This is a genomic window from Streptomyces sp. NBC_00582 (assembly GCF_036345155.1).
In the GTDB taxonomy this organism is placed as follows: Bacteria; Actinomycetota; Actinomycetes; order Streptomycetales; family Streptomycetaceae; genus Streptomyces.
In genome coordinates, this window is the sequence record NZ_CP107772.1 from 4736827 (window position 1) to 4755222 (window position 18396).

The window sequence follows — 18396 nt, forward strand, 5'->3', positions numbered from 1 at the left end:
GCGGCAGGATCGTGGGCATGGACATCGCAGAGAACGCAGCGCTGGTGGTCGTGGACGTGCAGCAGGGCTTCGAGGAGGCCGGCTTCTGGGGGCCGCGGAACAACCCGGGGGCGGATGACAACATCGCCGCGCTCATCGACGTATGGCAGGCGTCGGGGCGGCCCGTCGTGTTCGTGCGGCATGACTCGGTGAAGCCGGGGTCGCCGTTGCGGCCCGGATACGAGGGGAACGAGCTGAAGTCGTATGTGCAGGAGAGGCGGGGCAAGGGTGCCGGTGCCGAGCTGTTCGTCACGAAGACCGTGAACTCGGCCTTTCTCGGGACGCCGGATCTGGGGGCCTGGCTGGGGGCCGAGGGGATCGGGCAGATCGTGCTGGCCGGGATCCAGACCAACATGTGCGTGGAGACGACGGCCCGGATGGGCGGGAATCTCGGGTACGACGTGGTGGTGGCGTACGACGCGACGTACACGTTCGATCTGGAGGGGCCGTTCGGCTGGCGGCGGAGTGCGGAGGAGCTGGCGCAGGCGTCGGCGGTGTCGCTGCACGGGGGCGGGTTCGCGCGGGTGGTGACCACCCGGGAGGTGGTGGACGCGGCGGGGTGACCGCCCCCGTCGCGCGGGTCAGTCCTTCTTGCCGGAGGCCAGTTGGCGGCTGCGGTCGCGGGCGGCCTCCAGGGCGGCGATGAGGGCGGCCCGTACGCCGTGGTTCTCCAGTTCGCGGATGGCGTTGATGGTGGTGCCGGCGGGGGAGGTGACGTTCTCGCGGAGTTTGACGGGGTGTTCGCCGCTGTCGCGGAGCATCGTCGCGGCGCCGATCGCGGACTGCACGATGAGGTCGTGGGCCTTGTCGCGGGGGAGGCCGAGGAGGATGCCGGCGTCGGTCATGGCTTCGACCAGGTAGAAGAAGTAGGCCGGGCCGGAGCCGGAGAGGGCGGTACAGGCGTCCTGCTGGTTCTCGGGGACGCGGAGCGTCTTGCCGACGGAGCCGAAGATCTCCTCGGCGTGGGCGAGGTGGTCGGCGGTGGCGTGGCTGCCGGCGGAGATGACGGACATGGCCTCGTCGACGAGGGCGGGGGTGTTCGTCATGACGCGGACGACGGGGGTGCCGGGGGCGAGTCGCTCCTCGAAGAAGGAGGTCGGGATGCCGGCGGCGCCGCTGATCACCAGGCGGTCGGCGGGGACCTGGCCGGCGAGTTCGTCGAGGAGGGTGCCCATGTCCTGCGGTTTGACCGTGAGGATGAGGGTGTCGGCGGTCTTGGCGGCTTCCGCGTTGGTGACCGGGGTGACGCCGTAGCGGGTGCGGAGTTCCTCGGCGCGTTCGGGGCGGCGGGCGGTGACGAGGAGGTCGGCCGGGGGCCAGCCGCCTCGGATCATTCCGCTGAGCAGGGCTTCGCCGATTTTGCCGGTGCCGAGGACTGCGACTTTCTGGGTCATGGTGCGGGGCCCTCCGGGGGTTGCGTCGTCCTTCCCCATCCTTGCATCGGGGGTGGGGGTGCGGCTCGGTTGTCCGGTGGGCGGGATCGGCCCTAGGGGGTGCGTCGTCGTAGCGTCGCCGCGCCCAGGATGAGGACGAGGAGGGCGCAGCCGCCGACGATCAGCGCGTCGCGGACGAAGGTCGCCGTCATGTCGGTGTGGGTGAGGACCTCGTTCATGCCGTCGACCGCGTAGGACATGGGGAGGACGTCGGAGAGGGCTTCGAGGGCGGGGTGCATGGTGTCGCGGGGGGCGAAGAGGCCGCAGAGGAGGAGTTGGGGGAAGATCACGGCCGGCATGAACTGGACGGCCTGGAACTCGGATGCGGCGAAGGCGGAGACGAAGAGGCCGAGGGCGGTGCCGAGGAGGGCGTCCAGGAGGGCCACGAGGAGCAGGAGCCAGGGGGAGCCGGTGACGTCCAGGTCGAGGAACCAGACCGCGAGGGCGGTGGCGAGGGCGGACTGGATGATCGCGAGCGTGCCGAAGGCGAGCGCGTAGCCGGCGATCAGGTCGCCCTTGCCGAGGGGCATGGCGAGGAGGCGTTCGAGGGTGCCCGAGGTGCGTTCCCGCAGGGTGGCGATGGAGGTCACGAGGAACATCGTGATGAGCGGGAAGATGCCGAGGAGGGAGGCGCCGATGCTGTCGAAGGTGCGCGGGCTGCCGTCGAAGACGTAGCGCAGCAGGACCAGCATCAGGCAGGGGATGAGGAGCAGCAGCGCGATGGTGCGGGGGTCGTGGCGGAGCTGGCGCAGGACGCGGGCGGCGGTGGCGGTGGTGCGGGAGGCGTTGAGGCCCCTGGTGGGGGCGGGTGCGGCGGAGGTGGTCATCGGGTCGTCTCCTTTGCGCGGGCGGCCTGGGTCGCCTGGTCGACCAGGTGGAGGAAGGCGGCCTCGACGGTGTCGGCGCCGGTGCGGGTGCGCAGGGAGTCGGGGGTGCCGTCGGCGAGGATCTCGCCCGCGCGCATGAGGAGCAGGCGGTGGCATCGCTCGGCCTCGTCCATGACGTGGGAGGAGATGAGGAGGGTGGTGCCTCGGGTGTCGGCGAGGTGGTGGAAGAGGGTCCACAGGTCGCGGCGGAGGACGGGGTCGAGTCCGACGGTGGGTTCGTCGAGGACGAGGAGTTCGGGGGTGCCGAGGAGGGCGACGGCGAGGGAGACGCGGTTTCGCTGGCCGCCGGAGAGGGTGCCGGCGAGGGCGTCGGTATGGGTGGTGAGGTCGACGTCGGCGATGGCGCGGGTGACGTGGTCGTGGCGGCGGTCGGCGGCGGCGTGGCCGGGGTCGAGGATGGCGGCGAAGTACTCGAGGTTCTGGCGGACCGTCAGGTCGTCGTAGACGGAGGGGGCCTGGGTGACGTAGCCGATGCGGGTGCGGAGGGTGGGGTGGCCGGCGGGGCCGCCGAGGACGTCGAGGGTGCCGGTGACCTTGGCCTGGGTGCCGACGACGGCGCGCATCAGGGTGGACTTGCCGCATCCGGAGGGGCCGAGGAGGCCGGTGATCTGGCCGCGCGGGACGGTGAAGTCGAGGGAGCGCAGGACGGTGCGGGGGCCTCGGTCGACGGTGAGGTCGCGGGCGGCGACGGCGGGGGACGTGTCGGGGAGCGTGTCGGGTGGGCCGGGCGGCTCGGGGATGGAATTCATCATGTGATGAATAATGCTCGCGGGGTGGTCGGCCGTCAAGCGGCTGGGCGAGTGGGGTGCATTCGACGGCGCAGGCGCGCGTGGGTGGGATTGGAAGGGGATGTTCCGCTTCCTGTGCCTCAACCCGCACGCGCCCCGTACACGAACCCCTGCCCCAGCCGATCGCCGTAACCGACAATGGAATTCATGACGCCGCTCCCTCCCCCGGTGCGGCGCGCCCACGCATCTCCCGTTCCCTGCCGGAGGTGCTGTCCATGCTGACCCGTCGTCTGCGCAAGGTCGGTCAGGCCGATCTGTGCGCTTCCCTCGTCGTCTTCCTCGTCGCTCTGCCGCTGTGCGTGGGGGTGGCCATGGCCTCGGGTGTGCCCGCCGAGCTGGGGCTGGTCACCGGAATCGTGGGCGGGCTCGTCGCCGGGCTGTTGCCCGGCAGCAGTCTCCAGGTGAGCGGGCCGGCCGCCGGGCTCACCGTGCTGGTGTTCGAGGCCGTGCACGCGTACGGGCTGGAGGTGCTCGGGGCGATCGTGCTCGCGGCGGGGCTGGTGCAGCTCGGGCTGGGGGCGCTGCGGCTCGGGCGGTGGTTCCGGGCCGTGTCGGTGGCCGTCGTGCAGGGGATGCTCGCAGGCATCGGGCTGGTCCTGGTCGCCGGGCAGGTGTACGCCCTCGGGGACGCGGCCGCTCCGCCGGGCGGGCCCGGGAAGCTCGCCGGGCTGTCGGCGCTGCCGGGGCGGGTGGATCCCGTGGCGTTGTCAGTGGGGGGTGCCACCCTGGTCGTGGTGCTGCTGTGGGGGCGTTGGCGGCGCGGGGCCCGGCTGGTTCCCGCGCCGTTGGTGGCGGTGGCGCTGGCGTCGGCGGCGACCTGGGGGTTCGACCTGGAGGTGCGGCGGGTCCGGGTCCAGGGGCTGTGGGAGGTCGTACGGGTTCCGCAGGCGGCGGATCTCGGGCGGCTGACGGACGTGGGGGTGATCGGGACCGTCGTGGCGTTCGCTCTGATCGCGTCGGCGGAGTCACTGTTCAGCGCGGCGGCGGTGGACCGGCTGCACGACGGGAGGAGGACGGACTACGACCGGGAGCTGATGGCGCAGGGCGCGGGCAACGCGGTGTGCGGGGTGCTGGGCGCGCTGCCGATGACGGCGGTGATCGTGCGGAGCGCGGCGAACGTCGCGGCCGGGGCGCGGACCAAGGCGTCGCGGGTGCTGCACGGGGCGTGGCTGCTGCTGTTCACGGCCGTGGTGCCCGGGGCGCTGGGGGTCGTCCCGGTGGCGGCGCTGGCCGGGCTGCTGGTGCACGCCGGGTGCAAGCTCGTGCCGGTGCGCGAGGTGCGCGCGCTGTGGGACGGGCATCGGGGGGAACTGCTCGTGCTCGGGGTCACGGCGGTGGCGATCGTCGTGGGGAACCTGTTCGAGGGGGTGCTGGTCGGGCTGGCGCTGGCCGTCGCGAAGACGGCGTGGGAGATCAGCCATGTGCAGGTCGAGACCGAGGACCGGGGAGAGGCCGGGATCGTGGTGCGGGTGCTGGGCCATGCGACGTTTCTGCGGCTGCCGAAGCTGCTGGACGCGTTGGACGCCCTGCCGGCCGACCGGGAGGTGCGGCTGGAGCTGGGCGGGCTGCGGCATGTGGACCACGCCTGCGCGGCGGCCCTCGAGGGATGGGCCGCTGCGCGGGAGCGGCGGGCGGGGCGTCAGGGGGAGGTGGCGGCGGGGAGTCCGGTGGCCTAGTGGACGGCGTGGGGGGGGCGACCGCGCCTCAGTCCTGGCGGGGTGTCGTGGCCAGGAGGAGTTCGACGTCGTAGGTCTCCTCGACGGTGCCGTCGGGGAACGCGGCGAGGAGATGACGGCGTTCCTCGGCGAGGAAGGCGGCGGTGCTCTTGTCGTCGTGGATCAGGAACGCCGAGTGGCTGCCGATGTTGGCCAGGTGGAGGTCGAGGGGGACACGGCGGCTTCAGCGGACCGTGCGGTGGGCGAAGTGGAGGCCGCCGGTGGGGTCGGCGAGGGCGGCGCGGCTGCCGTCGCCGTTCCTCTGCACGACGTGGTCGACGCCGAGGAGGCGCTCCATGCGGTGGGCCTGGGCCTCGATCCACGGCACGTCCACGGCGCTGGTGTTCCACCACAGGGCCAGCGCACCGCCCGGCCGCAGCACGCGCAGCGCCTCCGGGACGGAGCGGGCCGGGTCGGTCCAGTGCCAGGACTGGGCGTAGGTGAGGAGGTCGAGGGAGGCGGTGGCGAGGGGGAGGTGGTTGCCGTCGCCTCGGACGAGCGGGACGCCGGGGAGCGTGCGGCGCAGCTGTGCCGCCATGCCCTCCCCCGGTTCGACGGCGACGACCTGCGCGCCGCGGGCGTGCAGCAGGGCGGTGGCTATGCCGGTGCCGGCACCGATGTCCGCGACCCGGGCACCGGCGAGGGGGCGACCGGTGAGTGTCTCGATCGCGTCGAGGAGGGCGGGTGGGTAGGAGGGGCGGTTCGCGGCGTACTGGACCGCGGCGGCGTTGAAGGAGTGGGCGCGAGCCTGGTACCGGGATTGGGGTGAGGCCGTCATACGTCCATGGTGAACGGGGTGGTCGCGCGGGCGTCGCTATTCGGCCGAGCGCCCGTGACGGCCTCGGGGACGGACGCGGTCCGCGGCGCGAGCCGTCGGCAGCGGCCGGGCCGGGCGTCCGGTGCGACGGGAGGTGCGCTTCCGGTGCTGCTCCAGTGCGGACTCGTACTCCTCGCGGCGAAGCTTCTCGCCGGGCGCCTCGCCCAGGACACGCAGGAAGCAGACCGGCTTCGCCGCATCCCTCAGCTGCGGCGGCGCTTCTTGGAGGGATTACCGGTGCGACGAGAGGTGCGCTTCCGGTGCTGCTCCAGCGCGGACTCGTACTCCTCGCGGCGAAGCTTCTCGCCGGGCGCCTCGCCCAGGACACGCAGGAAGCGGACCGGCTTCGCCGCATCCCTCAGCTGCGGCGGCGCTTCTTGGAGGGATTGCCGGTGCGACGAGAGGTGCGCTTCCGGTGCTGCTCCAGCGCGGACTCGTACTCCTCGCGGTGAAGCTTCTCGCCGGGCGCCTCGGCCAGGGCGCGCAGGAAGTAGGCGGCGAGGGAGCCGACGAAACCGATGGCGAGGAGGCCGCGCAGGGAGGCCTGGCGGTCGGGGTCGGGGCGCTTGGAGAAGCCGTCCCAGGTGGTGCGGAAGGCGAGCGCGCTGCAGATCGCGAACATGACGACGACCAGCAGGGTCACGAAGCCGCCGGTCTCGGCGATGGCCACGCCCTGGTAGGCGAAGCGCAGGACCAGACAGGAGCCGACGGTGGCGGCGAGCGCGCCCGCGGCCACGGCGCAGCGGCGGGCGATGTAGCCCTGGTCGTGCTCCACCCAGGTGGTGCCGAAGAAGCGCAGGGGCTCGGGGCGGGGGCCGGTGGAGCCGGCCGGCCCGTCGGCGGGCGGGGCCTGCGTGCCGTCGGCGTCCCGGGTGTCCCGGGAGCCCGCCGGGGTGTCCGGGGTGCCGTTCTCGTCGCTCACGGGACGATTATGGCTCCGGCCGGCGGCGGTGCTCCCGGGTGGGTCGCCCCGAATGTCAGGAACAGCGCGAGGCGACGTAGCCGTCGCTGCCGGTGTGGACGTAGGAGTCGGAGACGTACTCGCCGCTGGCGATGTTGTCCCAGATGTTCGAGGTGCCGTACGGGCCGGTGATCGTCGTGCCGGGCGTCTGGCAGTAGATCGGGACCTTCGACCCCTCGGGCAGGACGCGCACGATGCTGTAGCCCGTCCCGGGGCCGCTGCGGACGTTCAGCCGGACGCCCGGGGCGATCGAGTAGTAGGTGACGGCGGCTGCCGCGGCCGTGGCGACGGCCTCCGAGGTGCCGGCGCTCTCGGCTTCTTCGACACGGTCGACAGACATGGAAAACCTCCCCCGTTGGACCCCATGACTGCCATGGGGTCACCTTCATTCCCCTGAAACGCGCCATGAAACACATGTGCGTGATTCGTACGCGGAGGCTAGCAAGCCGCCTCTGTCCCGTAGCAGTCATCGACTAGGCTCCGTGCGTCGCGCGCGCGGAGAACAGCACGGGGGTGGTCCATGTCGCCACAGCGCAACACCGGGCAGGGCGCGGAAGCGGAACTTCCGGAGTACGCCGGTCACTACCGCTTGGAGTCGCGGCTGGGCTCGGGCGGCATGGGTGTGGTCCACCTGGCCCGGAGCACGTCCGGGATGAAGGTCGCGGTGAAGGTCGTCCATGCCGACTATGCGCGGGATCCCGAGTTCAGGGGGCGTTTCCGGCAGGAGGTCGCGGCCGCTCGAAGAGTGAGCGGGGCGTTCACCGCGCCCGTCGTGGACGCGGACCCGGATGCCGAACGGCCTTGGATGGCCACCCTGTTCATCCCGGGCTCGACGCTCGCCGAGCAGGTGAAGCGGAACGGGCCGATGAGTTCGGGGGAGTTGCGGCGGCTGATGGCGGGGCTGGCGGAGGCGCTGCGCGACATCCATCGGGTCGGGGTCGTGCACCGGGACCTCAAGCCGAGCAACGTCCTGCTCGCCGAGGACGGTCCGAAGGTCATCGACTTCGGGATCTCACGGCCGAAAGACAGCGAACTGCGGACCGAGACGGGGAAGTTGATCGGAACTCCGCCGTTCATGGCACCGGAGCAGTTCCGGCGGCCGCGGGAGGTCGGGCCGGCCGCGGACATCTTCGCGCTGGGGTCGGTGATGGTGCACGCGGCGACCGGGCGCGGGCCGTTCGACTCCGACAGCCCCTATGTCGTCGCCTACCAGGTCGTGCACGACGAGCCGGACCTGACGGGCGTGCCGGGGAATCTCGCGCCGCTGGTCGTGCGCTGCCTGGCCAAGGAGCCGGAGGACCGGCCGACGCCGGACGAGCTGATGCGCGAACTGCGGTCGGTGGCGGCGTCGTACGACACGCAGGCGTTCATACCGGAACCGCGGGCGGAGGGCGTCGCTACGGGCGCGGGGGTGGGCGCGGGCCCGCCGAGGGGCGTTGCCGCCGATACGGCCGATGGAGCCGATAAAGCCGCTGGAGCTGCTGGAGCCGGTGGAGCCGGTGGAAGCGCGAGCCGGGCTGAACGGGCCGATGCCTCCGGGTCGTTCGCGTCGGGCGAGCAGGGCGGCGCGACACCGGGTGACCCGGCAGGGAAGCCCTCCCGGCGGACCGCCGGCCCTCGCGGCCCCCGGCGGGCGATGCGGCGGACGGCGGTGGGGGCCGGCGTGCTCGGTCTGCTCGCCGGTGGGACGCTCGCCTCGGTGCAGCTCCTGGGCGACCGGTCGACGCCGCACGAGTCGACCCCCCGGACCACGACGGCCGCGTTCGACGCGTGGGACACCCCGTCGGTGTCCACCACGCAGAGCACCCCGCAGTGCTCGTACGGAGCGGGCGAACTGCTGTGCGGGCAGACCGGTGTGGTGTTCGCCCTCGACCCGACCGACGGCACCCTGCTGTGGAAGCACTCCGTCTCCGACGCCCTGCGCAGTGGCCCGCCGGTGCTGGCCGGGGAGCTGGTGCAGCCGCTGACCGACCCGGACCGGCGTCTGGAGGCGCTCGCCCCGAAGACGGGCAAGGTGAGCTGGCGGCGGGACATGCCCGAGCACACCGGGTTGCGGGTGGTGGGCGGCACGCTCCTGTTCAGCGCGGCCGACGGGACGGTGACCGCCGTGGACGGGGCGACGGGCGGGACGAAGTGGCGGCACGCCGTCACCGACCGGGGTGTGCCGTACTTCTCCTCCTTCGCGGGGGACCCGCTGGCCTACGCGACGAACGTCTCCGACACGGGGACGACCGAGGTCACCGCGGTGGACCCGGACTCGGGGCAGGTGCGGTGGAGCGCGCGGCTGGAGGGCTCGCTGGGGGCGGTCGGCAGCCATGACGGGAAGGTCTTCTTCCTCTCGGCCGACCGGGCGACCCCGGACACCGAGGCCGTGGTGCGCTACGACCCCGCGTCCCGGGCGACGCGTCGCGTGGCGCTGCCCGTGCCGCGGCAGTCCCCGGAGGCCACCGTGCAGGGCGACGTCGTCTATCTGATGTCCACCGCAGGGGCGCTGGAGGCGGTCGACACGGCGGCGGGCAAGCGGCTGTGGAGCCTGGAGACGGGGCTGTTCCGCGGCTCGCGGCCGGCGGTCGGCGACGGGCATGTGTACGTCACCGGCGCGGACGGGCGGCTCCTCGGCGTGGACGCGCGCACCGGCAGGATGCTCGGGCAGACGCGGGCGCGGCTGGGCAGACACTCCGACCGGGTGGCGAGCTCCCTGCCGGCGCCGCTGCCGGTCGACGGCCGGGTCTACGCCACCGCGCCCGACGGCAGTGTGTTCGCCGTGGACGGCCGGGACCCCGGGAACTGGTAGGACGCGCCGGCCGGTACGCCCCGGTCGGCGGAGCGCGAAGGGGCCGCCTCCCGGGAGGCGGCCCCTTCGTCGTCCACAGGCTGTGGATCAACCCGGCGTGGATCAGCCCAGCTTCGACACGTCCCGCACCGCGCCCTTGTCGGCGCTGGTGGCCATCGCCGCGTAGGCGCGCAGGGCGGCGGAGACCTTGCGCTCGCGCTGGGACGGGGCGTACACCCCGTTCAACGCCTGCTCACGGCGGGCGAGTTCCGCGTCGTCGACGAGCAACTCGATCGTGCGGTTCGGGATGTCGATGCGGATGCGGTCGCCGTCCTGGACGAGGGCGATGGTGCCGCCGGAGGCCGCCTCGGGGGACGCGTGGCCGATGGACAGACCGGAGGTGCCGCCGGAGAAGCGGCCGTCGGTGATCAGGGCGCAGGTCTTGCCGAGGCCGCGGCCCTTGAGGAACGACGTCGGGTAGAGCATCTCCTGCATGCCGGGGCCGCCCTTGGGGCCCTCGTAGCGGATGACGACGACGTCGCCGTGCGTGACCTGCTTGTTGAGGATCTTCTCGACGGCCTCCTCCTGCGACTCGCAGACGACCGCGGGGCCCTCGAAGGTCCAGATCGACTCGTCGACGCCGGCCGTCTTGACGACACACCCGTCGACGGCGAGGTTGCCGCGCAGGACCGCGAGGCCGCCGTCCTTGGAGTACGCGTGCTCGGCGGAGCGGATGCAGCCGCCCTCGGCGTCTTCGTCGAGGGCCTCCCAGCGCTCGGACTGGGAGAAGGCCTCGGCGGAGCGGACGCAGCCGGGCGCCGCGTGCCACAGCTCGACGGCCTCGGCGGACGGGGAGCCGCCGCGCACGTCCCAGGTCTTCAGCCAGTCGGCCAGGGAGGGGCTGTGGACGGCGTGCACGTCCTCGTTGAGCAGGCCAGCGCGGTGCAGTTCGCCGAGGAGGGCGGGGATGCCGCCGGCGCGGTGCACGTCCTCCATGTAGTACGTGCGGTCCTTGGCGACGTTGGGCGCGACCTTCGCCAGGCACGGCACACGGCGCGAGACGGCGTCGATCTCCTCCAGGCCGAACGGGACGCCCGCCTCCTGGGCGGCGGCCAGCAGGTGCAGGATCGTGTTGGTGGAGCCGCCCATCGCGATGTCCAGCGCCATGGCGTTCTCGAACGCGGCGAAGGTCGCGACGTTGAGCGGCAGGACCGTCTCGTCGTCCTGCTCGTAGTAGCGGCGGGTGATGTCCATCACCGTGCGCGCGGCGTCGACGTAGAGCTGCTTGCGCGCGGTGTGGGTGGCGAGGACCGAGCCGTTGCCGGGGAGGGAGAGGCCGATGGCCTCGGTCAGGCAGTTCATCGAGTTGGCCGTGAACATGCCGGAACAGGAGCCGCAGGTCGGACAGGCGTTCTCCTCGATGCGGAGGATGTCCTCGTCCGAGATCTTGTCGTTGACGGCGTCGGAGATCGCGTCGACCAGGTCGAGGGTGCGGACCGTGCCGTCGACGAGGGTGGCGCGGCCGGACTCCATGGGACCGCCGGAGACGAAGACCGTGGGGATGTTCAGCCGCAGGGCGGCCATCAGCATGCCCGGAGTGATCTTGTCGCAGTTGGAGATGCAGACCAGGGCGTCGGCGCAGTGGGCCTCGACCATGTACTCCACGCTGTCCGCGATCAGGTCGCGGGAGGGCAGGCTGTAGAGCATGCCGCCGTGGCCCATGGCGATGCCGTCGTCGACGGCGATCGTGTTGAACTCGCGCGGGATGCCGCCGGCCTCGGTGATCGCCTCGCTGACGATCCGGCCGACCGGCTGCAGATGGGTGTGGCCGGGCACGAACTCGGTGAAGCTGTTGGCCACCGCGATGATCGGCTTCCGGCCGATGTCCGCACCGGGTACACCGGAGGCGCGCATAAGGGCGCGGGCGCCCGCCATGTTGCGGCCGTGGGTGACTGTGCGGGACCTCAGCTCGGGCATCGTCGCTCGCTCCTTGAGAGACTTCCGTCAGAGAGACTTCTGACTGCTTAACGAGCGTACGCCGGTCATCCAGGGTGCGGGACGAGGTGTCCGGAATGCGGGATGCGCGTCTCGGTGCCGGGGCCGGTCCGGTCCCGGTGCCGGGGTCCGGTCCCGGTGTCAGGGCGCGGTGAGATGTCCCTGTACGACGGGTGCCACGCGCGCGATGATCAGTTCGAGGTCCGCCGAGGCGAGCGGCTCCACCTTGATCACGTACCGCAGCATCGCGCAGCCCACCAGCTGCGCGGCCGCCAGCTCGGCGCGCAGCTCCGCGTCCGGCAGGTCGACCTGGGCGGCGACCCGGCGCAGCACCTGGGAGGCGACCAGGCGCCGGAAGACGGCCGCCGCGGTGTCGTTGGTGACGGCCGAGCGCACGATCGCGAGGAGGGGCGCGCGCGTGGCGGGGTTCTCCCAGACGCCGAAGACGAACCGGGCCATCCGCTCCCCCACGCCCTCCAGCGGCCCTTCGGCGATCGCGACGGGCGCCTCGAACGCGGGTGCGAAGGCGACCTCGATCGCCGCCTCGAAGATCTGTTCCTTGGTGCCGAAGTAGTGGTGCACGAGGGCGGAGTCCACCCCGGCCGCCTTGGCGATCCCCCGCACGGACGTCTTCTCGTACCCCCGCTCGGAGAACTCCTCCCGCGCGGCGGCCAGGATGCGGTCGCGCGTGTCGGCCGCTTCGGTACGAGGGGGCCGGCCGCGGCGTCGGGAGGTCCCGCCGGTCTCGGTCACCGCCGGGGCACCTTCGCCGACGACGCCAGGTGCAGCCGGGTGAACGCGAGGGCTTCCGCGAGGTCGGCCTCACGCTCGGCACCGGACATGGCACGCCGGGTGTTCACCTCGATGACGACATGGCCGTCGAAACCGCTCAGCGCGAGCCGCTCCAGCAGTTCGGCGCAGGGCTGACCGCCGCGGCCGGGGACCAGGTGCTCGTCCTTGGCCGAGCCGTTTCCGTCGGCGAGGTGGACGTGGCCGAGGCGGTCGCCCATGCGGTCGACCATCTGGAGGGCGTCCGTGCGGGCCGTGGAGGCGTGGCTGAGGTCGATCGTGAAGTGCCGGTAGTCGTCCTTGGTGACGTCCCAGTCGGGGGCGTACGCGAGCATCTCGCGGTCGCGGTAGCGCCAGGGGTACATGTTCTCGACGGCGAACCGCACCTCGGTCTCGTTCGCCATCCGCCAGATGCCCTGGACGAAGTCCCGCGCGTACTGGCGCTGCCAGCGAAAGGGCGGGTGGACGACGACGGTGGTCGCGCCGAGCTTCTCGGCGGCGGCGCGGGCCCGCTGCAGCTTCACCCAGGGGTCGGTGGACCACACCCGCTGGGTGATGAGCAGACAGGGGGCGTGCACGGCGAGGATGGGCACGCCGTGGTAGTCGCTGAGCCTGCGCAGCGCCTCGATGTCCTGGCTGACGGGGTCGTTCCAGACCATGACCTCGACGCCGTCGTACCCGAGGCGCGCGGCGATCTCGAAGGCCGTCGCCGTCGACTCCGGGTACACGGACGCCGTCGACAGGGCGACCTTCGCGTCCGGGATCCGTACGACTGGCTCTGCCATGGGGGACAGGTTACGGGGTGCGGTTGGCCGAGTGCCGGGCGCGTGCTCGCCGTTGTGGGGTACGCCACGGGCGGGTGCGGGTCCGTTGTGGCTCGTCGCGCAGTTCCCCGCGCCCCTTCGGGGCGCTCACGACGAGCCCATGTGGTCCAGGCGCCGTAGGATCACGCCCTCCCTCAGGGCCCAGGGGCAGATTTCCACCGTTTCCACGCCGAAGAGGTCCATCGTGCCCTCGGCCACCAGGGCGCCGGCCAGGAGCTGGTTGGCGCGGCCCTCGGAGACGCCGGGGAGTTCCGCGCGCTGGGCGTAGGTCATGCCGGCCAGGCGGGGCACCCAGGCCTCCAGGGACTCGCGCTTGAGTTCGCGCTGGACGTAGAGGCCCTCGGTGGAGCGGGCGGCGCCGGCGATGCGGGCGAGCTGGCGGAACGTCTTGGAGGTGGCGACGACGTGGTCGGGGGCGCCGATGCGGCTGAACTCCCCGACGGTCCGGGCGATCTGCGCGCGGACGTGCCGGCGCAGGGTCCTTATGTCCTCGGGGTCGGGCGGGTCGCCGGGCAGCCAGCCCGCGGTGAGGCGGCCGGCGCCGAGCGGGAGGGAGACGGCCGCGTCGGGCTCCTCGTCGATGCCGTAGGCGATCTCCAGGGAGCCGCCGCCGATGTCGAGGACCAGGAGTTTCCCGGCCGACCAGCCGAACCAGCGGCGGGCGGCGAGGAAGGTGAGCCGGGCCTCCTCGGAGCCGGTGAGGACCTGCAGCTCCACACCGGTCTCGGCCTGCACGCGCGCGAGGACGTCGTCGGCGTTGGTGGCCTCGCGCACGGCGGAGGTCGCGAACGGCAGGAGGTCCTCGACGCCCTTGTCCTCGGCGGCCTGGAGCGACTCGTGGACGACCGTGATCAGTCTGTCGACGCCGTCGGGGCCGATGGCGCCGTCCTCGTCGAGCAGTTGGGCGAGGCGCAGTTCGGCCTTGTGCGAGTGCGCGGGCAGCGGGCGCGCGCCGGGGTGTGCGTCCACCACCAGCAGATGCACCGTGTTCGATCCCACGTCGAGGACACCGAGTCTCATGTAGGGAACGCTACTGCCAGTGAGGCCGTGGACCGTCCCCGAAGTGGGCTTCTGCGACTTACCCTGGACGGGTGCCAAAGACGAAAAAGGCGAAGACCGACAAAACAACCGGCGGTTCTTCGCGGGCGAAGCCGGTGACGGCAGCGGCGGACGAGAAGGGGCTCGACTTCGCACGCGCGTGGGTGGAGTTCCCGGATCCTGCGGACGACGAGCAGGTCTTCCGGTGCGATCTGACATGGCTGACCTCTCGCTGGAACTGCATCTTCGGCAGCGGCTGCCAGGGCATCCAGGCGGGCCGCGCGGACGACGGGTGCTGCACGCTGGGTGCCCACTTCTCCGACGAGGACGACGAGCAGCGGGTCGCCGAGCATGTGGCGCGTCTCACCCCGGACATCTGGCAGCACCACGCCGAGGGCGTGCTGAACGGCTGGGTGGCGGAGGACGAGGACGGCGACCGGCAGACCCGGCCCTTCCAGGGCTCCTGCATCTTCCAGAACCGTCCCGGCTTCTCCGGCGGCGCGGGCTGCTCGCTGCACATCCTGGCGCTCAGGGAGGGCCGCGAGCCCCTGGAGACCAAGCCGGACGTCTGCTGGCAGCTTCCGGTCCGGCGGACGTACGACTGGATCGACCGGCCGGACGACACGCGCGTGCTCCAGATCTCGATCGGCGAGTACGACCGCCGTGGCTGGGGCCCGGGCGGCCACGACCTGCACTGGTGGTGCACGTCGGCGACCTCGGCGCACGGCGCGGGCGACCCGGTGTACGTGTCCTACCGGCCGGAGCTGACCGAGCTGATGGGCAAGGCGGGCTACGACCGTCTCGTCGAGCTGTGCGAGGAGCGTCTGGCCTCGCAGCTTCCGTTGCTGGCACCGCATCCGGCGGATCCCGTCGACTGAGGCCCCTAGGGGGCGGTGGTGCTCGTGGCGCCGCCGTCGGGCGGTGGGGTCGAGCCCTCCGGGGTCGTCGGGGAGTCGCTGGGGGTGGGCTGGGGGTCGGTGGCGGGCGGGGGGCCGCTCGGTGTGGGGTCCGGGGAGGGCGGGGTCGGGGGATCCGGGTCCGGGCGCGTGGTCGGCGGGGCCGGGGTGCCCTGGCCGGGGCCCTCGCCCGTGCCGGGGGCCGGGCCGGACGCGGTGCCGTAGCCCTCGATGGTGACCACGGCGCCCGCGGGGGCGATCGCCACGCGTGCGTGCCAGTGCCCTGAGGGCTCGCGCAAGGGGTCGACGTAGGCCTTGATCGTGACGGATTCGCTGGGGTGCAGGGCGCCGGTGGAGCGGCTGAGGTAGATCCAGGACGCTCCGGTGGAGGCGGACCAGCGGACGGGGCCGTCGGCGTCCCGGGCGGCGGTCAGGGTGATCAGGGTGGTGTCGCCGCTGGTGATCGCGCTCACGGTCAGCCGGCCCGCGTCCTTCGCGCCGACTCCGGAGACGCTGACGACTTCCACGGACACGTCCGGCTTTCCGCCCTTGCCGAAGCCGGTGGCGGGCCGGGTGCTGGCGTTGCCCGCGTTCTCGTAGCCGCTCGGCGCCTCGCCGTCCAGGGCTCCGGGGCCCGGTGCCTCTCCGGCGCCGACCGAGCGGCCGTCGGCGTCGGCGGTGGGGGCACCCCGGTAGGCCGCCCACAGGGCGAACACGGGCGCCGCGACGACGGTGGCGACGACGGTGGTCGTGACGGCACGCGCGCGAAGGCGGTCGCGGCGGGCCGCGCGGTCCTTGGGGTCCATCGGGAAGCCCCGTCTGTCGAACCGGGGCGCGGCGGAGCCCCGCACGCGCGCGTGGTGCGTCATGGCGAGGTGCAGGGCCGGGCGGGGCGCCTCCAGGACGGGCAGCTCCGCGGGGGTGACGCCGGTGCCGGGCCACTGGCCGGGGACGGCGCGCTCGGCGGCCCGGCGGCAGCGGGGGCAGTCGTCGACGTGCCGGACGAGCTCGCGGCGCAGGGCCGCGCTGAGGACCAGCTGGTGCTCGCCGGTGAGGCGGGACACTCCGGGGCAGCCGCCGGTCTCCACGACGGCGAGGGCCGCGCGGGTGCGCTCGACCTCGCAGGCGGCCGAGGCGAGCAGTTCGCGGGCGGCGGCGTGGTCCATGCCGAGGACGGCGGCGACCTCGTGGGCGGCGAGGTGGTGGCGTACGGCGAGTTCGAGCGCCTCGCGCTGCTCGGGGGTGGTGCCGGCCGCCTCCGGCCAGGCCAGCAGGGCGAGTTCGCGGCGCCGCTCCTCCTGGAGTGCGTCCGGGGTGTCGGGGCTCTCCGTGGTGGGGGCGCCGGACGGTGCGCCGGTGTGCGCGCCGGACGTGCGGGGGGCCGCGGTGCGCCCGGCCGCATGGGTGCGCTGACGTTTCTGCTTGGCCTCGGCCAGCTTGCGCAGGCACGCCCAGCGTGCCAGCGCGTACAGCCAGGCCCGGCGCTCCCCGGCGTCCGGGATGCGCTGCCCGCGCCGCTCGGCGAGCGCGAGGACGTCCCCGAGGGCGGCGGTGGCCGCTTCGTGGTCGCACAGCGCGGACAGGCAGTAGGTGAACAGGCCGTCCAGGTACGGCTCGTAGCGCGCGGGCGGGCGGTGCGCGAGCGTGCGCCCCGCGGCGCGGTCGCGCGCCTCCCGGTGCGCCCGGTGTGCACCGGTCGTGCGGGTCGAGATCTCGGGGCTGCTGCTCATCACCCGTGGACCGTAGGCGGCGCGGAACGGGCTCTTCTTGTCCCTTGAGTCCTTTTAATCCGTACGGGTGAAACGATCCCTCAATCGGGGACAGGAATGGAGGATTCCGTGGCTCGTTCGTGGTGGTGGGTGGCCGGATCACAGGGGGTGTCCGGATTCTCCGCAGGTGTCCCGGGTGCGGCCGGGCGGGTTGTCCACAGGCGGGCCGTGGTGTTGTCCACAGGCCGGCCCCGCTGTCGGTGGCGGCGGTTACGGTTTCCCCATGGCTGCCCGTACCAAGACCACCAAGGACCGCCCGTCCTACCGCTGCACCGAATGCGGCTGGCAGACGGCCAAGTGGCTCGGCCGCTGCCCCGAGTGCCAGGCCTGGGGCACGATCGAGGAGTACGGCGCGCCCGCGGTCCGTACGACGGCGCCGGGGCGCGTCACCACCTCCGCCGTGCCGATCGGCCAGGTCGACGGCCGGCAGGCGACCGCCCGCACGACCGGCGTGCCCGAGCTCGACCGCGTCCTCGGCGGCGGTCTGGTGCCCGGCGCGGTGGTGCTGCTCGCGGGCGAGCCCGGCGTCGGCAAGTCGACGCTGCTGCTGGACGTGGCGGCCAAGTCGGCGAGTGACGAACACCGCACCCTCTATGTGACGGGTGAGGAGTCGGCGAGCCAGGTCCGGCTGCGCGCCGACCGGATCGGCGCCATCGACGACCATCTCTATCTGGCGGCCGAGACCGATCTGGCCTCCGTCCTCGGCCACTTGGACGCGGTGAAGCCGTCGCTGCTGATCCTCGACTCGGTGCAGACGGTGGCCTCCCCCGAGATCGACGGGGCGCCGGGCGGTATGGCGCAGGTCCGCGAGGTCGCCGGGGCCCTGATCCGCGCCTCCAAGGACCGCGGCATGTCCACGCTGCTGGTGGGCCATGTCACGAAGGACGGGGCGATCGCCGGACCGCGCCTGCTGGAGCACCTGGTGGACGTCGTCCTGCACTTCGAGGGCGACCGGCACGCGCGCCTGCGTCTGGTGCGCGGGGTGAAGAACCGCTACGGCGCCACCGACGAGGTCGGCTGCTTCGAACTGCACGACGAGGGCATCACGGGCCTGGCCGACCCGAGCGGACTTTTCCTGACCAGACGTGACGAACCGGTCCCTGGGACCTGTCTGACCGTCACCCTGGAGGGGCGTCGGCCCCTGGTCGCCGAGGTCCAGGCGCTCACCGTAGACTCACAGATCCCCTCGCCCCGGCGCACCACCTCCGGCCTGGAGACGTCCCGGGTCTCGATGATGCTGGCCGTCCTGGAACAGCGCGGCCGCATCAGCGCGCTCGGCAAGCGGGACATCTACTCGGCGACGGTCGGCGGTGTGAAGCTCTCCGAGCCCGCTGCGGACCTGGCGATCGCCCTGGCCCTTGCCTCCGCGGCCAGTGACACCCCCCTGCCCAAGAACCTGGTCGCGATCGGCGAAGTGGGCCTCGCGGGCGAGGTCAGACGGGTCACGGGCGTCCAGCGCAGGCTGGCCGAGGCCCACCGGCTGGGCTTCACGCACGCGCTCGTACCGGGCGATCCCGGCAAGATCCCGGCCGGCATGAAGGTCCTCGAAGTCGCGGACATGGGGGACGCGCTGCGGGTCCTGCCGAGGTCCCGTCGCCGAGAGGCCCCACGGGAGGCGGAGGACCGCCGGTAGACTTTGCCCTGGTCTCGCCCGTCCGTACGAACCGAGTGC

15 protein-coding genes and 2 pseudogenes are annotated in these 18396 nt (G+C 72.8%); 5 read left to right on the plus strand and 12 right to left on the minus strand.

Annotation, left to right across the window (positions count from 1 at the left end; genetic code table 11):
• The first annotated feature begins 17 nt into the window (after positions 1 to 17).
• Positions 18 to 602, plus strand: coding sequence for a cysteine hydrolase family protein (locus tag OG852_RS20975; RefSeq protein ID WP_330348665.1), 585 nt, complete (start codon positions 18 to 20; stop codon positions 600 to 602).
• An 18-nt stretch (positions 603 to 620) separates the two neighbouring features.
• Here OG852_RS20975 and proC read toward each other — a convergent pair whose 3' ends face one another.
• The 3 genes from proC to OG852_RS20990 form a co-directional block, all read right to left on the minus strand.
• Positions 621 to 1433, minus strand: a complete 813-nt coding sequence (proC, locus tag OG852_RS20980; RefSeq protein WP_133910480.1) for a pyrroline-5-carboxylate reductase — start codon at positions 1431 to 1433, stop codon at positions 621 to 623.
• Positions 1434 to 1525: 92 nt separating this feature from the next.
• Positions 1526 to 2299: an ABC transporter permease gene (locus OG852_RS20985; RefSeq protein WP_133910481.1), complete on the minus strand. Its 774-nt coding sequence runs from the start codon at positions 2297 to 2299 to the stop codon at positions 1526 to 1528.
• Complete coding sequence (locus tag OG852_RS20990) at positions 2296 to 3111, minus strand: ABC transporter ATP-binding protein (protein WP_330348666.1); 816 nt, start codon at positions 3109 to 3111, stop codon at positions 2296 to 2298. Before OG852_RS20990 ends, OG852_RS20985 begins: the two co-directional genes overlap by 4 nt.
• Positions 3112 to 3362: 251 nt before the next feature.
• On the opposite strand from OG852_RS20990, the gene OG852_RS20995 reads away from it, so the two are divergent.
• Positions 3363 to 4823, plus strand: coding sequence for a SulP family inorganic anion transporter (locus OG852_RS20995; protein ID WP_330348667.1), 1461 nt, complete (start codon positions 3363 to 3365; stop codon positions 4821 to 4823).
• A 28-nt stretch (positions 4824 to 4851) separates the two neighbouring features.
• Here the strand turns inward: OG852_RS20995 and OG852_RS21000 are convergent.
• From OG852_RS21000 to OG852_RS21020, 4 genes and pseudogenes are all read right to left on the minus strand, one after another.
• A pseudogene (locus tag OG852_RS21000) lies at positions 4852 to 5640 on the minus strand (class I SAM-dependent methyltransferase).
• Positions 5641 to 5882: 242 nt separating this feature from the next.
• A pseudogene (locus OG852_RS21010) lies at positions 5883 to 6014 on the minus strand (EamA/RhaT family transporter); the annotation flags it as partial.
• 23 nt (positions 6015 to 6037) lie between these two features.
• Positions 6038 to 6601, minus strand: coding sequence for an EamA/RhaT family transporter (locus OG852_RS21015; RefSeq protein WP_330348668.1), 564 nt, complete (start codon positions 6599 to 6601; stop codon positions 6038 to 6040).
• Between the two features lie 55 nt (positions 6602 to 6656).
• Positions 6657 to 6980: an SH3 domain-containing protein gene (locus OG852_RS21020; protein WP_133910486.1), complete on the minus strand. Its 324-nt coding sequence runs from the start codon at positions 6978 to 6980 to the stop codon at positions 6657 to 6659.
• 180 nt (positions 6981 to 7160) lie between these two features.
• Here OG852_RS21020 and OG852_RS21025 point away from each other — a divergent pair, with 180 nt between their 5' ends.
• Positions 7161 to 9434, plus strand: a complete 2274-nt coding sequence (locus OG852_RS21025) for a serine/threonine-protein kinase (protein ID WP_330348669.1) — start codon at positions 7161 to 7163, stop codon at positions 9432 to 9434.
• A gap of 102 nt (positions 9435 to 9536) precedes the next feature.
• Here the strand turns inward: OG852_RS21025 and ilvD are convergent, their stop codons facing one another.
• The 4 genes from ilvD to OG852_RS21045 form a co-directional block, all read right to left on the minus strand.
• Positions 9537 to 11390 (minus strand): dihydroxy-acid dehydratase, encoded by a 1854-nt coding sequence (gene ilvD, locus OG852_RS21030; RefSeq protein WP_133910488.1) that lies wholly within the window; start codon positions 11388 to 11390, stop codon positions 9537 to 9539.
• Between the two features lie 159 nt (positions 11391 to 11549).
• Positions 11550 to 12161 carry a TetR/AcrR family transcriptional regulator gene (locus OG852_RS21035; protein WP_330348670.1) on the minus strand — a complete coding sequence of 204 codons (612 nt, stop codon included), beginning with the start codon at positions 12159 to 12161 and terminating at the stop codon, positions 11550 to 11552.
• On the minus strand, positions 12158 to 12982 hold the full coding sequence (locus tag OG852_RS21040; RefSeq protein ID WP_133910490.1) for a sugar phosphate isomerase/epimerase family protein: 825 nt from the start codon (positions 12980 to 12982) through the stop codon (positions 12158 to 12160). The genes OG852_RS21035 and OG852_RS21040 overlap by 4 nt, the downstream gene beginning before the upstream one ends.
• Before the next feature lie 126 nt (positions 12983 to 13108).
• On the minus strand, positions 13109 to 14041 hold the full coding sequence (locus tag OG852_RS21045; RefSeq protein ID WP_330348671.1) for a Ppx/GppA phosphatase family protein: 933 nt from the start codon (positions 14039 to 14041) through the stop codon (positions 13109 to 13111).
• A gap of 71 nt (positions 14042 to 14112) precedes the next feature.
• Between OG852_RS21045 and OG852_RS21050 the strand changes: the two genes are divergently transcribed.
• Positions 14113 to 14937 (plus strand): hypothetical protein, encoded by an 825-nt coding sequence (locus tag OG852_RS21050; RefSeq protein ID WP_133910492.1) that lies wholly within the window; start codon positions 14113 to 14115, stop codon positions 14935 to 14937.
• 5 nt (positions 14938 to 14942) lie between these two features.
• Here the strand turns inward: OG852_RS21050 and OG852_RS21055 are convergent, their stop codons facing one another.
• Positions 14943 to 16685, minus strand: coding sequence for a hypothetical protein (locus OG852_RS21055; RefSeq protein ID WP_443064546.1), 1743 nt, complete (start codon positions 16683 to 16685; stop codon positions 14943 to 14945).
• Positions 16686 to 16947: 262 nt separating this feature from the next.
• Between OG852_RS21055 and radA the strand changes: the two genes are divergently transcribed.
• Complete coding sequence (gene radA, locus OG852_RS21060; RefSeq protein ID WP_133910494.1) at positions 16948 to 18357, plus strand: DNA repair protein RadA; 1410 nt, start codon at positions 16948 to 16950, stop codon at positions 18355 to 18357.
• Positions 18358 to 18396: the final 39 nt, after the last annotated feature.

Bases quoted from the DNA above. Each gene is read 5' to 3' on its own strand.
- OG852_RS20975 (WP_330348665.1), top strand. From the start codon at position 18: ATGGACATCGCAGAGAACGCAGCGCTGGTGGTCGTGGACGTGCAGCAG.
- proC (WP_133910480.1), bottom strand. From the start codon at position 1,433: ATGACCCAGAAAGTCGCAGTCCTCGGCACCGGCAAAATCGGCGAAGCC.
- OG852_RS20985 (WP_133910481.1), bottom strand. From the start codon at position 2,299: ATGACCACCTCCGCCGCACCCGCCCCCACCAGGGGCCTCAACGCCTCC.
- OG852_RS20990 (WP_330348666.1), bottom strand. From the start codon at position 3,111: ATGATGAATTCCATCCCCGAGCCGCCCGGCCCACCCGACACGCTCCCC.
- OG852_RS20995 (WP_330348667.1), top strand. From the start codon at position 3,363: ATGCTGACCCGTCGTCTGCGCAAGGTCGGTCAGGCCGATCTGTGCGCT.
- OG852_RS21020 (WP_133910486.1), bottom strand. From the start codon at position 6,980: ATGTCTGTCGACCGTGTCGAAGAAGCCGAGAGCGCCGGCACCTCGGAG.
- OG852_RS21025 (WP_330348669.1), top strand. From the start codon at position 7,161: ATGTCGCCACAGCGCAACACCGGGCAGGGCGCGGAAGCGGAACTTCCG.
- ilvD (WP_133910488.1), bottom strand. From the start codon at position 11,390: ATGCCCGAGCTGAGGTCCCGCACAGTCACCCACGGCCGCAACATGGCG.
- OG852_RS21040 (WP_133910490.1), bottom strand. From the start codon at position 12,982: ATGGCAGAGCCAGTCGTACGGATCCCGGACGCGAAGGTCGCCCTGTCG.
- OG852_RS21045 (WP_330348671.1), bottom strand. From the start codon at position 14,041: ATGAGACTCGGTGTCCTCGACGTGGGATCGAACACGGTGCATCTGCTG.
- OG852_RS21055 (WP_443064546.1), bottom strand. From the start codon at position 16,685: ATGAGCAGCAGCCCCGAGATCTCGACCCGCACGACCGGTGCACACCGG.
- radA (WP_133910494.1), top strand. From the start codon at position 16,948: ATGGCTGCCCGTACCAAGACCACCAAGGACCGCCCGTCCTACCGCTGC.